The sequence below is a fragment of the Mycolicibacterium doricum genome (assembly GCF_010728155.1).
Taxonomy (GTDB): Bacteria; Actinomycetota; Actinomycetes; order Mycobacteriales; family Mycobacteriaceae; genus Mycobacterium; species Mycobacterium doricum.
This window is the reverse complement of sequence record NZ_AP022605.1, coordinates 836498-850438: the sequence shown is the minus strand read 5'-3', so window position 1 is coordinate 850438 and position 13941 is coordinate 836498. Positions and strand designations below refer to the sequence as shown.

The following is a 13941-nucleotide window of genomic DNA, read 5'->3' as shown; positions in this document are numbered from 1 at the left end:
CCCATACCGCCGTGGGTGATTGCACAGAGGACCGGTCAAGCACCGTCCCGTGCGGCAGAAAGCCGGTCACCGTGGCGTTGGCCGGACCGCGATTCCGGCGGGTACACCGGCGGGATAGGTCGCGATGACCTGGGTGTCGGACCGGGCGAACGCGGTCAGCGCGGTGGCGACGAGCCCGGAATCGGCCTGCTTCACCGACGATGTGGTGACCGGGACCACCGCATCCCAACCCGGGTGCGGGTACTCGAACGGTTCGCCGCCCACCAGCATCAGTGGCGCGCGGCGCACGACGGCGTCGACGTCGCGCAGGGCGGCGAGTCCGCGGCGTGCGCGGAAGCCCTTCCTCGAAAGGGCGCCGGAGCACCCCGGCGCACGGCCGCGCCACGCACGTTCGGCAGGATCGGGCCATGGACGTCGACAGCACCGTCGTGGCGATCACCGGCGCCGGTTCCGGGATCGGGCGCGCACTCGCGGAGTCGTTCGCCGCCGCAGGCGCCCGCCTGGTGCTCGGCGACGTCGACGAGCCGGCGCTGACGGAGACCGCGGAGCGTCTCACCCTTTCCGGGGCGGACGTCACCGCTCGGCAGGCGGACGCCAGTTCGGCCGACGACCTCGCGGCCATGATCGCCGGGCGACCGGTGGACGTCTTCGTCGCCAACGCCGGCGTCATGGGCGCACCGGGTCTGGGCGGCGAAGCGGACTGGGACCGCGTCCTCGAGATCAACCTGCGCGCACACGTCCGCGCCGCCACGCTGCTGGTGCCGCAGTGGCAGGCCCGCGGCCGCGGCCATTTCGTCGCGGTCGCCTCGGCCGCGGGGCTGCTCACCCAGATCGGTGCGGCGGGCTACGCGGTGAGCAAGCACGCCGCGGTGGGGTTCGCCGAATGGCTGGCCGTCACCTACGGCGACGACGGCATCGGCGTGACCTGTGTCTGTCCGATGGGCGTCGACACCGCGCTGCTGAACGCGATCCGCGATTCGACCGATGCCGCGGTGCGGTTGGGCGCGGACGCCGTGGTCAGCGCGGGCACCGTGCTGAGCCCGACTGAGGTGGCCGAACAGACCGTCGCCGCGGTGCGCGACGGCCGGTTCCTGGTGCTGCCCCACCCCGAGGTGGGCGACATGCTGGCCGGCAAGGTCGCCGATTACGACCGGTGGATCGCCGGTATGCAGCGCTACCAGCGGTCGCTGCGCGCCCAAGCCTCACCGTCGGCGTAACCGCGCCACCGCGATTTGTCGGTGGCAGTTGTCACCATGGAGGGGTGACGCAACCCCTGGCGGCCCGCGATGGCCTCTCCCGGTTCAGCCCGCTGACCCGGGAATGGTTCGCGGGTACCTTCGTCGAGCCGACGCCCGCGCAGGCGCAGGCCTGGTCGGCGATCGCCGACGGGGACAACACGCTGGTCATCGCACCCACCGGCTCGGGTAAGACGCTCGCGGCGTTCCTGTGGGCGATCGACCGGCTCGCGTCGTCGGAGCCAAGGCCGGCCGGCGCAGGCACCCGGGTGCTGTACGTGTCGCCGCTCAAGGCACTCGCGGCCGACGTCGAGCGCAACCTGCGCACCCCGCTGGTCGGTATCGCCCGCATCGCCGAACGCCACGGCCACACGCCGCCCGCCATCAGCGTCGGAGTGCGCTCCGGGGACACCACCCCCGCGCAGCGGCGGGAACTCGTCACCCGCCCGCCGGACGTTCTGATCACCACCCCCGAGTCGCTGTTCCTGATGCTGACCTCGGCGGCCCGCGACACCCTCGCCGAGGTGCAGACGGTCATCATCGACGAGGTGCACGCGCTGGCGGCCACCAAACGCGGCGCGCATCTGGCGCTGTCGCTGGAACGGCTCGACCAGTTGTTGGAGCGGCCGGCGCAGCGCATCGGACTGTCGGCGACAGTCCGGCCGCCCGAGGAGGTCGCCCGCTTCCTGTCTGGCCACGCCCCGACGACCATCGTCGCGCCGCCGGCGGCCAAGACGTTCGACCTGTCGGTGCAGGTGCCGGTGCCCGACATGGCGGACCTCGAGAACAACACCATCTGGCCCGATGTCGAGGAGCAGATCGTCGACCTCGTCGAAGCGCACCGCTCCTCGATCGTATTCGCGAATTCGCGGCGGCTCGCCGAGCGGCTGACGTCGAGGCTCAACGAGATCCACGCCGAGCGCACCGGCACCGAACTCGACGGCCGCAACGCCGGGGTCGGCGGCGGTGCGCCGGCCCAGCTGATGGGCAGCGGTCAGAGCTTCGGCGCCGAACCGCTGCTGGCCAAGGCCCATCACGGATCGGTCAGCAAGGAGCAGCGGGCCCTGGTCGAAGAGGACCTCAAGAGCGGGCGAATCAAGGCCGTAGTCGCCACGTCCAGCCTGGAACTCGGTATCGACATGGGCGCGGTGGACCTGGTCGTCCAGGTGGAGACCCCGCCGTCGGTGGCGAGCGGTCTGCAGCGGGTGGGCCGCGCTGGCCATCAGGTCGGCGAGATCTCCCAGGGCGTGTTGTTCCCCAAGCACCGCACTGACCTGATCGGCTGCGCTGTCACGGTGCAGCGCATGCTGACCGGCCAGATCGAGACCATGCGGGTGCCCGCCAACCCCCTCGACGTGCTGGCCCAGCACACGGTGGCGGCCGCCGCACTCGAACCGCTCGACGCCGACCGCTGGTTCGACGCGGTGCGGCGTAGCGCGCCGTTCGCGACGTTGCCCCGCAGCGCGTTCGAGGCAACCCTCGACCTGCTGTCGGGTAAGTACCCGTCGACCGAGTTCGCCGAACTGCGGCCGCGGCTGGTGTACGACCGCGACGCCGGGACGCTGACCGCGCGGCCGGGGGCCCAACGCCTCGCCGTCACCTCCGGCGGCGCGATCCCCGACCGCGGGATGTTCACCGTGTACCTCGCCACCGAATCCGAGAAGCCTTCGCGCGTCGGCGAACTTGACGAGGAAATGGTCTACGAATCCCGGCCCAGCGATGTGATCTCGCTGGGTGCGACGAGCTGGCGGATCACCGAGATCACCCACGACCGGGTGCTGGTCATCCCGGCACCGGGTCAGCCCGCACGGTTGCCGTTCTGGCGTGGCGACGGCGTGGGGCGGCCCGCCGAACTCGGTGCGGCGGTCGGCGCGTTCACCGGTGAACTCGCCGCGCTGGGAGCCGATGCGTTCGCCAACCGTTGCCGCACAATCGGTTTCAACGACTACGCCACCGACAACCTGCACCGGCTGCTCGACGATCAGCGGCAGGCCACCGGCACCGTGCCGACCGACACCACCTTAGTCGTCGAGCGGTTCCGCGACGAACTCGGAGACTGGCGGATCATCCTGCACTCCCCCTACGGCCTGCGGGTGCATGGCCCGTTGGCGCTCGCGGTGGGACGCCGGCTGCGTGAGCGCTACGGCATCGACGAGAAGCCGACCGCATCCGACGACGGCATCATCGTCCGGCTGCCGGACACCGACTTCGGATCCGGCGGTACGGCGACGTTCGCGGACCTGTTCGTGTTCGACGCCGAGGAGATCGAACCCATCGTCACCGCAGAGGTCGGCGGATCGGCGTTGTTCGCGTCCCGCTTCCGCGAATGTGCGGCACGTGCGCTGCTGCTGCCGCGGCGTCATCCCGGTAAGCGGTCCCCGCTGTGGCATCAGCGCCAGCGGGCGGCCCAACTGCTCGACGTGGCCCGCAAGTACCCGGACTTCCCGATCGTGCTCGAGGCCGTGCGGGAGTGCCTGCAGGACGTCTACGACGTTCCCGCCCTAGTCGAGCTGATGCACCGGATCGCCCAGCGCCGGCTGCGCATCGTCGAGGTGGAGACCACAACGCCGTCCCCGTTCGCGGCGTCACTGTTGTTCGGCTACGTCGGCGCGTTCATGTACGAGGGCGACAGTCCGCTGGCCGAGCGGCGCGCGGCCGCGCTGTCGTTGGACAGCACGCTGCTGGCCGAACTGCTCGGCCGGGTAGAACTGCGCGAGTTACTCGACGCCGACGTCATCGCCGCCACCTTCCGCCAACTGCAGCACCTCGCCAAGGACCGCCGCGCGAAGGACGCCGAGGGGGTCGCCGATCTGCTGCGCCTGTTGGGACCGCTGACCGCCGAGGAGATCGCCGAACGCTCCACCACAGACGACGTCGGCGGCTGGCTCGAGGGGCTGCTGACGGCGAAACGGGTGCTCACGGTGTCGTTCGCCGGACAGAACTGGTGGGTGGCGATCGAGGATGCGGGCCTGCTGCGCGACGGTGTCGGGATGGCGGTGCCGGTCGGTGTCCCGCTGTCGTTCCTCGATCCGGTGGTCGATCCGCTCGGTGAGCTGATCGGCCGCTACGCCCGCACCCACGGACCGTTCACCACCGTCGAGGCGGCCGCACGGTTCGGTCTGGGCCTGCGGGTCACCGCCGACGTGCTGGGCCGGCTGGCCGTCGACGGCCGGCTGCTGCGCGGTGAGTTCACCGACGTCCCCACGGGAGATTCCGCGGGCAACGAACAGTGGTGCGACGGCGACGTCCTGAAGATCCTGCGCCGCCGGTCACTGGCCGCGCTGCGCGCACAGGTCGAGCCGGTCAGCACCACCGCGTACGCCCGGTTCCTGCCGGCCTGGCAGCACGTCGGGTCGGCGCATAGCGCGGGGGTCGACGGGCTGGCCTCGACGATCGACCAACTCGCCGGTGTGCCGATCCCGGCATCGGCGGTCGAGCCGCTGGTGCTGTCGCAGCGGGTCGGTGACTACCAGCCCGCGATGCTCGACGAACTGCTGGCCAGCGGCGAAATCATGTGGTCCGGTGCGGGTTCGATCGGTGGCGGTGACGGCTGGATCGCCTTCCACCATGCCGACTCGGTGCCGTTGACGTTGACCGCCCCGGTGGAACTCGAGTTCACCGACACGCACCGCGCGATCATGGAGACGCTGGCCGCCGGCGGCGCCTTTTTCTTCCGTCAGCTCGCCGATGGCGATCCCGAGGCGTTCAAAACCGCGCTGTGGGAACTCCTCTGGGCCGGGTGGGTCACTGGTGACACCTTCGCCCCGGTCCGCGCGATGCTCTCGGGCAGCCGGCGGTCCACCGGCACGCGCGGCGCCCCGGCACACCGGCAGCGGGCCCGCCCGCCGCGGTTGAGCAGCTACAGCATCGCGCACGCCCAGACGCGCGTGAGTGATCCGACGGTGGCCGGGCGGTGGTCGGCGCTACCCGCCGCGGAGACCGATTCCACTGTGCGCGCACATTTCTCGGCTGAACTACTGCTGAACCGCTACGGCGTGCTCACCAAGGGCGCGGCCGTCGCCGCGGGCATATCGGGCGGGTTCGCGATGCTGTACAAAGTGCTGACCGCGTTCGAGGACGCGGGCCGGTGCCAACGCGGCTACTTCGTCGAATCGCTGGGCGGGGCGCAGTTCGCCGTCGCCTCGACGGTGGACCGCTTGCGGACCTATCTCGACGAGGTCGACCAGGAACGCCGTGAGTACCACGCCGTGGTGCTGGCGGCCGCCGACCCGGCCAACCCCTACGGCGCCGCGCTGCCGTGGCCGGCCCGCACCGCCGACGGCGAGGCAGAGGGTTCTCACCGCCCCGGCCGCAAGGCGGGAGCGCTGGTGGCGCTGGTCGACGGTGAGCTGGCCTGGTTCCTGGAACGGGGCGGCCGGTCGCTGCTCAGTTTCACCGACGACGCCGAGGCCCAAATGGCGGCCGCCTCGGCGTTGGCCGATCTGGTCGGCCGCGGCCGGGTGCAGTCGCTGCTGGTCGAGAAGGTCAACGGGGTGACGGTCTTGGAACCGGCGCAGGGCAAGGTGCGCGCTGCGGTGCACGACGCGCTGACCGGCGCCGGTTTCACGCGGACCCCGCGCGGCCTGCGGTTGCGGTGACGGTTGGTCCCTCGACCGGGTGCCGCGACGTGATTGGTTCAATGACATATGCCTGAAGGCGACACCGTCTACCGCACCGCGACCGCCCTGCGCGAAGGCCTCGAAGGCAAGACGCTCACCCGGTGCGATGTCCGCATACCCGGCTACGCCACCGTCGATCTCACCGGCCACGTCGTCGACGAAGTGGTCAGCCGCGGCAAGCACCTGTTCATCAGGGTCGGCCCGGCCAGCATCCATTCGCACCTGAAGATGGAGGGCAGCTGGAAGGTGGTCCCGGCGTCGCGGCCCAGCCGGGCCGGCTACCGCATCCGCATCATCCTCGAGGCCGGTGAGGGTGAGCAGGCGGTGCAGGCCGCGGGCATCGATCTCGGTGTGCTGGAGATCCTCGAACGGGAACACGACATGGACGCCGTCGCCCATCTCGGTCCAGACCTCCTCGGTGACGACTGGGAGCCCCGCGTCGCGGCACAGAACCTGAGCGCCGACCCGGACCGCCCACTGTCGGAGGCCCTGCTCGATCAGCGCCTGATGGCCGGTGTCGGCAACGTCTACGCCAACGAACTGTGCTTCGTCACCGGGCACCTGCCGACCGCACCGGTGGGATCGCTCAGGGATCCGCTGAGGATGGTGCAGCGCGCCCGGGACATGCTGTGGCTGAACCGGTCTCGCTGGAACCGCACTACCACCGGGGACACCCGTCCCGGCCGGGACGTGTGGGTGTACGGCCGGGCCGGGAAGCTGTGCCGGCGCTGCGGCACCCCGATCCGCCGTGACGGCAACGGCGATCGGGTGTCGTACTGGTGCCCGCACTGCCAACGCTGACCGGCGAACCGACTTCCTTTAACGCAGAAGTTTCCGCAATTCCATGTGAGTGCCACGGCCAGATGATTCCCTGGCTGGTGTGAACACGGCCACCACGCCGGACACAGGCGCACGCCGAGGCGTGAACCTCGTCCTGTCCACCTGGGTTTCCGCGATCAACTTCTGGGCCTGGAACATGATCGGCCCGCTCTCGACCACCTACGCCGGTGACCTGTCGCTGAGCAGCACCCAGGCCTCGATGCTGGTGGCGACTCCCATCCTGGTGGGATCGCTGGGCCGGATCGCCGTCGGCTCACTCACCGACCGGTTCGGCGGCCGGGTGATGTTCATCGCGGTCTCGGTCGCCTCGATCATGCCGGTGCTGGCCGTCGGCGTCGCCGGAAGCGCGGGGTCGTATCCGTTGCTGCTGGTGTTCGGCTTCTTCCTCGGTATCGCGGGCACCATATTCGCCGTCGGCATCCCGTTCGCCAACCACTGGTACGAAGCGTCGCGCCGCGGTTTCGCCACCGGCGTGTTCGGCATGGGCATGGTGGGAACCGCGATGTCGGCATTCTTCACCCCGCGATTCGTCAACTGGTTCGGCCTGTTCACCACCCACTTGATCATCGCGATCGCCCTGGCGCTGACCGCGGTGCTGTGCCTTTTCATGATGCACGACTCCCCCGATTTCACGCCCAACACCGATGCGGTGTTGCCGAAGTTGAAGGCGGCCGCCAAACTCCGCGTCACCTGGGAGATGTCGTTCCTCTACGCGGTGGTGTTCGGCGGGTTCGTCGCCTTCAGCAACTACTTGCCCACCTACATCAAGACCATTTACGACTTCTCCACGGTCGACGCAGGCGCGCGCACCGCCGGTTTCGCGCTGGCCGCCGTGCTGGCCAGGCCCGTGGGCGGTGCGCTCGCAGACCGCATTCCACCCAAATACGTCGTGCTCACCTCGTTCGCAGGCACCGCTGCGCTGGCGCTGGTCGCGGTGTTCCAGCCGCCGCCGGATCTCTGGTCGGCCGTAACGTTCATCACGTTGGCGGTGTTCCTCGGCGTCGGCACCGGCGGCGTGTTCGCCTGGGTGGCGCGCCGCTCACCGCCGAAGTCGGTCGGCTCCATCACCGGCATCGTCGCGGCCGCAGGCGGACTCGGCGGGTACTTCCCGCCGCTGGTGATGGGCGGCACCTACGACCAGGTCGACAACGACTACACGGTCGGGTTGCTGCTCCTGGTGGCCACCGCGCTGATCGCGCTCGCCTACACCGCGCTACGGCTGCACGCCCACGAACCGCAACCCAAGGAGGCCCCGACGTGAGCAGCCCTCATCGCACCGGCGGCAAGGTCGAAGAACTGCTGGAGCGCAGCGGCCGGTTCTTCACCCCCGGTGAGTTCTCCGATGATCTGCGTACCGTCACCCGCCGCGGCGGCCGCGAAGGCGACGTCTTCTACCGCGACCGGTGGAGCCACGACAAGGTGGTGCGCTCCACCCACGGCGTCAACTGCACCGGATCGTGCTCGTGGAAGATCTACGTCAAGGACGGGATCATCACCTGGGAGACCCAGCAGACCGACTATCCGTCGGTGGGTCCCGACCGCCCCGAGTACGAGCCGCGCGGGTGTCCGCGCGGGGCGGCGTTCTCGTGGTACACCTACTCCCCGACCCGGGTGCGCTACCCCTACGCGCGAGGCCTGCTGGTCCAGATGTACCGGGAAGCCAAGGAACGCCTTGGCGATCCGGTGCTGGCGTGGGCCGACATCCAGGCCGATCCGCAGCGCAGGCGCCGCTACCAGCAGGCCCGCGGTAAGGGCGGCCTGGTGCGGGTGACGTGGGGAGAGGCCACCGAGATGATCGCCGCCGCACACGTGCACACCATCAAGACCTACGGCCCCGACCGGGTCGCCGGGTTCAGCCCGATCCCAGCGATGTCGATGGTGAGCCACGCGGCGGGTTCGCGGTTCGTCGAGTTGATCGGCGGCGCGATGACGTCCTTCTACGACTGGTACGCCGATCTGCCGGTGGCCTCGCCGCAGGTGTTCGGCGACCAGACCGACGTCCCCGAGTCCGGTGACTGGTGGGATGCGTCGTACCTGATGATGTGGGGCTCCAACGTCCCGGTCACCCGGACCCCGGACGCGCACTGGATGACCGAGGTTCGCTACCGCGGCACCAAGGTGGTCAGCGTCAGCCCCGACTACGCCGACAACACCAAGTTCGCCGACGAGTGGATGCCGTGCGCGGCCGGTACCGACGGCGCGATGGCGATGGCGATGGGCCACGTCATCCTCACCGAGTTCTATGTGCGCCAGCGCCTTCCGTTTTTCGTCGACTACGTGCGCCAGTACACCGACCTGCCGTTCCTGATCAAGCTCGAGGAGCGCGACGGCGCCCTGGTGCCCGGCAAGATGCTCACCGCGGCGGATCTGGGCCGCCACGTGGAGAACGCGCCGTTCAAACCTGTACTGCTTGACGGGCCCACCGACGACGTGGCCGTCCCGCACGGCTCCCTCGGGTTCCGCTACGGCGACGACGGCATGGGCAAGTGGAACCTGGACCTCGGTGAGCTGTCCCCGGCGCTGACCGTCGCCGCCGACAGCGTTGAGACCGTGGCGATCACGCTGCCGCGCTTCGACACCGTCGACGGGCACGGCGCCACCCTGACCCGCGGCGTGCCGGTGCGTCGGGTTGGTGAGCACCTGGTGTGCACGGTGTTCGACCTGATGCTCGCCCAGTACGGGGTGGCGCGGCCCGGCCTGCCAGGCGACTGGCCCGGCGGCTACGAGGACGCCGAACAGCCGTACACCCCGGCGTGGCAGGAGCAGATTACCGGTGTCTCGGCCAACCAGGTGGTCCGGATAGCACGTGAATTCGCCCGCAACGCCGAAGAATCCGGCGGCCGGTCGATGATCATCATGGGTGCGGGCATCTGCCAGTGGTTCCACGGCGACGCCACCTATCGCGCCGTGCTCGCGATGCTGATGCTGACCGGGTCGATGGGCCGAAACGGCGGCGGTTGGGCGCACTACGTCGGCCAGGAAAAGTGCCGGCCGGTGACGGGTTGGGCGACCATGGCGATGGCGACGGACTGGGCGCGCCCCCCGCGGCAGATGCCCGGCACCTCGTACTGGTACGTCCACACCGACCAGTGGCGCTACGACGGCTACCGCGCCGATGCGCTGACCAGCCCGACCGCCCGTGGCCGATTCACCGGTAAACACACCATGGACGTACTCGCCGCGGCGACCGCGATGGGCTGGATGCCGTTCTACCCGCAGTTCGACCGGTCCAGCCTCGACGTCGCCGACGAGGCGCGGGCGGCAGGCCGCGAGATCGCCGAGTACGTCGCCGAACAACTGGCCGAAGGCGCCCTGAAACTGGCGGTCACCGATCCGGACAACCCGGCGAACTGGCCCCGCGTGCTCAACGTGTGGCGGGCCAACCTGCTTGGTTCATCGAGCAAGGGCAACGAGTACTTCCTCCGACACCTGCTGGGCACCGCATCGAATCTGCAGGCGACCCCGACCCCTGAGGCATTGCGGCCCAGTGAAATCTATTGGGGCGACGACATCCCGGAGGGCAAACTCGACCTGCTGATGTCGATCGACTTCCGGATGACGTCGACGACGTTGCTCTCCGACGTGGTGCTGCCCGCCGCAACCTGGTACGAGAAGGCCGACCTCAACACCACCGACATGCATCCCTACGTCCACGCGTTCACCGCCGCCATCGACCCGCCGTGGGAGACCCGGTCGGACTTCGAGGCGTTCGGCGCGATCGCGCGGGTGTTCTCCGCGCTGGCCAAGACGCATCTGGGCACCAGAACCGACGCGGTGCTCGGTGCCATGCAGCACGACACGCCGGGAGCGATGGCTTATCCCGCTGGGGTAGAGCACGATTGGCGCACTACGGGGGAGACACCGGTGCCGGGCAAGACGATCGGGCCCATCGCGGTGGTCGAGCGTGACTTCACCGCGATCGCCCACAAGTGGGGCAGCCTGGGGCCGCTGGTGGACCGGCTCGGCGTCACCACCAAGGGTGTGACCACCCATCCCGAATCCGAGGTGGCCGAACTGGCTGCCAAGTTCGGGGTGCTCGGTTCCGGTGCGGCCGCGGGCCGGCCGGCCATCACCACCGCCGAACGCATGTCCGACGTCATCCTGGCGCTGTCGGGCACCTCCAACGGCCGGCTCGCGGTGGAGGGGTTCCACGAACTGGAACGGCGTACCGGTCGACCGCTGGCGCACCTGGCCGAGGGCAGCGAGGAACGCCGCATCACCTACGCCGACACCCAGGCCCGTCCGGTGCCGGTCATCACCAGCCCGGAGTGGTCCGGCAGCGAGACCGGCGGCCGCCGCTATGCGCCGTTCACCGTGAACATCGAAGAGCTCAAACCGTTCCACACCCTGACCGGCCGCATGCACTTCTACCTCGACCACGACTGGCTCGAGGAACTCGGCGAGCAACTGCCCGTCTACCGGCCGCCGCTGGACATCCACCGGCTGTTCGGCGAACCGGAACTGGGCGCCGAGGGGACGGGCGGGGTCGGGCTGACCGTCCGGTACCTGACCCCGCACTCGAAGTGGTCGATTCACTCCGAGTATCAGGACAACCTGTTCATGCTCTCGCTGTCGCGCGGCGGGCCAACGATGTGGATGAGTCCGGCCGACGCCACGAAAGTAGAGGTCCGCGACAATGATTGGGTGGAGGCAGTCAACCGCAACGGTGTGCTGGTGTGCCGGGCGATCGTCAGCCACCGGATGCCCGAGGGCGTGGTGTTCGTCTATCACGCCCAGGAGCGGGTGATTGACGTGCCGCTGAGCGATACGACCGGAAAGCGGGGCGGCATCCACAACTCGCTGACCCGGTTGCTGATCAAACCGAGCCACCTGGCCGGCGGGTACGCCCAGATGGCGTTCGCGTTCAACTATCTCGGCCCGACAGGAAACCAGCGCGACGAGGTGACGGTGGTACGACGCCGATCACAGGAGGTGACCTACCAGTGAAAGTGATGGCCCAGATGGCGATGGTGATGAACCTCGACAAGTGCATCGGGTGCCACACCTGCTCGGTGACGTGCAAACAGGCCTGGACCAACCGGCCGGGCACCGAGTACGTGTGGTTCAACAACGTCGAAACGCGCCCGGGCCAAGGCTATCCGCGCACCTACGAGGATCAGGAACGCTGGCGGGGCGGTTGGGTGCGCGACAAGCGCGGCCGGCTGCGGTTGCGCGGCGGCGGTCGGTTGCACAAGCTGCTTAACATCTTCTCCAACCCGAAGCTGCCCAGTATCAACGACTACTACGAACCGTGGACCTACGACTACGAGAACCTCACCAACGCACCGCTGGGTGAACACATGCCCGTCGCGGCGCCGCGCAGCCTGATCAGCGGTGAGCCGATGAAAGTGGAGTGGTCGGCCAACTGGGACGACAACCTCGGCGGCTCAACGGAGATCGTGCCGGGCGACCCGGTACTCAAAGAGGTCAGCGAGCGGATCCAGCTCGAACTCGAGCAGACGTTCATGTTCTATCTGCCCAGGATCTGCGAGCACTGCCTCAACCCGTCGTGTGTAGCGTCGTGCCCGTCGGGAGCGATGTACAAGCGCTCCGAGGACGGGATCGTGCTGGTCGACCAGGACCGCTGCCGCGGCTGGCGGATGTGCGTGTCGGGCTGCCCGTACAAGAAGGTGTACTTCAACCACAAGACCGGCAAGGCCGAGAAGTGCACGCTGTGTTATCCGCGCCTCGAGGTCGGGTTGCCGACGGTGTGTTCGGAGACGTGTGTGGGCCGGCTGCGCTATCTGGGCTTGGTGCTCTACGACATGGACCGGGTCCTCGAGGCGGCGTCGGTCGAGGACGACAAGGACCTCTACGAGGCGCACAAGTCGATACTGCTCGATCCTCACGACCCCGAGGTGGTCGCCGGAGCGCGCGCCGAAGGCATCTCCGACGAGTGGATCGAGGCCGCGCAAGGCTCCCCCGTCTACGCGCTGATCCACACCTACCAGGTGGCGCTGCCGCTACATCCCGAGTACCGCACCGTGCCGATGGTCTGGTACATTCCGCCGCTGTCGCCGGTGGTCGACGCGGTCAGCCGCGACGGGCACGACGGGGAGGACATCGGCAACCTGTTCGGCGCGCTGGAGGCGCTGCGCATCCCCATCGACTATCTCGCCGGGCTGTTCACCGCCGGGGACACCGCCGTCGTCGACAACGTGCTGCGCCGGCTGGCCGCGATGCGCTCCTATATGCGGGACATCAACCTCGGGCGCGACACCCAGCCGCACATCCCGGAGTCGGTCCGGATGACCGAAGAGCAGATGTATAACATGTACCGCCTGCTGGCGCTGGCCAAGTACGACGAGCGCTACGTCATCCCCACCGCGTACGCGGCGGTGGAACCCTGGTCGCTGGAGGAGCCCGGGTGCTCGTTGTCGTTCGAGGGCGGCCCCGGGATGTACGCGTCCGGGCCGTTCGGTGAGGCCAGCGGGCAGCCGGTGCCGGTGGCCGTCGAGACCTTCCACGCGTTGCAGCAGCGGCAGACCTCCGAGGGCATTGCCGCCAACGAGAGTCGCCCGTCGCGGGTCAATCTGCTCAACTGGGATGGCCGCGGCAGCCCGGAGGGGATCTTCCCGCAGAACGGGGAACCGCGATGAGGCTGCTGCGCAAACACAGCACACCGGACCTCGATCAGCGGCTGGTGTGGCAATGCGCGTCGCTGCTGCTGAGCTATCCCGACGAGGGCCGGCTCGACACCGCCGGACAGCTGCTGGCGCAACTGGACGGGCCCGTCGCCGAACATCTTTCGCTCACCGTGACCGCGCTGCAGGCCGCCGACCCGCTGCAGGCCGCACAGGACTACGTCGCCAGCTTCGACCTGCGCCGCCGCGCCACGATGTACCTGACGTACTGGACGGCCGGCGACACCCGCAACCGCGGCGGCGCGATGCTGTCCTTCGCGCAGGTGTACCGGGGCGCCGGGGTCGCCCCACCGGCCGATGAGGCCCCCGACTACCTGCCCGTGGTGCTGGAGTTCGCCGCCACCGTCGACCCCGAGGCCGGGTTGCGTCTGCTCGCCGAACACCGCGTGCCGATCGACGTCCTGCATCAGGCCCTGTCGGAGAAATCGTCGCCGTACTCCCATGCCGTGGCCGCGGTACTCGCCACGCTGCCCGCCGCCACCGAGACCGACATGCGCCGGGCCCGCACGCTGGCCGCCGACGGACCTCCCGCCGAAGCCGTTGGGCTGCAACCATTCACGCTGACCGTGCCGCCCCGGCGGACCGGAGAGGAGAGCAGCTGAG

General features: G+C 69.3%; 8 protein-coding genes. 7 read left to right on the top strand and 1 reads right to left on the bottom strand.

Annotated elements, in window-relative coordinates:
* Positions 1–66 precede the first annotated feature (66 nt).
* Complete coding sequence (locus tag G6N07_RS20150; RefSeq protein ID WP_235849692.1) at positions 67–288, bottom strand: hypothetical protein; 222 nt, start codon at positions 286–288, stop codon at positions 67–69.
* A gap of 119 nt (positions 289–407) precedes the next feature.
* On the opposite strand from G6N07_RS20150, the gene G6N07_RS04265 reads away from it, so the two are divergent.
* The 7 genes from G6N07_RS04265 (at position 408) to narJ (ending at position 13940) form a co-directional block, all read left to right on the top strand.
* Entirely contained in the window at positions 408–1217 is an 810-nt protein-coding gene (locus G6N07_RS04265; RefSeq protein ID WP_085190239.1) for an SDR family oxidoreductase, read from the top strand.
* A 44-nt stretch (positions 1218–1261) separates the two neighbouring features.
* The gene (locus G6N07_RS04260) at positions 1262–5833 is read left to right on the top strand and encodes an ATP-dependent helicase (protein ID WP_085190241.1); all 4572 of its coding nucleotides are present in this window, start codon (positions 1262–1264) and stop codon (positions 5831–5833) included.
* 48 nt (positions 5834–5881) lie between these two features.
* Positions 5882–6655 (top strand): endonuclease VIII Nei2, encoded by a 774-nt coding sequence (gene nei2 / locus G6N07_RS04255; protein ID WP_085190243.1) that lies wholly within the window; start codon positions 5882–5884, stop codon positions 6653–6655.
* Positions 6656–6734: 79 nt separating this feature from the next.
* Positions 6735–7955 carry a nitrate/nitrite transporter gene (locus tag G6N07_RS04250; RefSeq protein WP_085190245.1) on the top strand — a complete coding sequence of 407 codons (1221 nt, stop codon included), beginning with the start codon at positions 6735–6737 and terminating at the stop codon, positions 7953–7955.
* Positions 7952–11641 carry a nitrate reductase subunit alpha gene (locus G6N07_RS04245; protein ID WP_085190247.1) on the top strand — a complete coding sequence of 1230 codons (3690 nt, stop codon included), beginning with the start codon at positions 7952–7954 and terminating at the stop codon, positions 11639–11641. The genes G6N07_RS04250 and G6N07_RS04245 overlap by 4 nt, the downstream gene beginning before the upstream one ends.
* Entirely contained in the window at positions 11638–13293 is a 1656-nt protein-coding gene (narH, locus tag G6N07_RS04240) for a nitrate reductase subunit beta (protein ID WP_085190249.1), read from the top strand. Before G6N07_RS04245 ends, narH begins: the two co-directional genes overlap by 4 nt.
* Positions 13290–13940, top strand: coding sequence for a nitrate reductase molybdenum cofactor assembly chaperone (narJ, locus tag G6N07_RS04235; protein WP_085190251.1), 651 nt, complete (start codon positions 13290–13292; stop codon positions 13938–13940). Before narH ends, narJ begins: the two co-directional genes overlap by 4 nt.
* Position 13941 lies beyond the last annotated feature (1 nt).

What these genes read in the sequence shown, in the direction of transcription:
- nei2 (WP_085190243.1), top strand. Translation starts at nt 5,882, where the DNA reads ATGCCTGAAGGCGACACCGTCTACCGCACCGCGACCGCCCTGCGCGAA.
- narJ (WP_085190251.1), top strand. Translation starts at nt 13,290, where the DNA reads ATGAGGCTGCTGCGCAAACACAGCACACCGGACCTCGATCAGCGGCTG.
- G6N07_RS04265 (WP_085190239.1), top strand. Translation starts at nt 408, where the DNA reads ATGGACGTCGACAGCACCGTCGTGGCGATCACCGGCGCCGGTTCCGGG.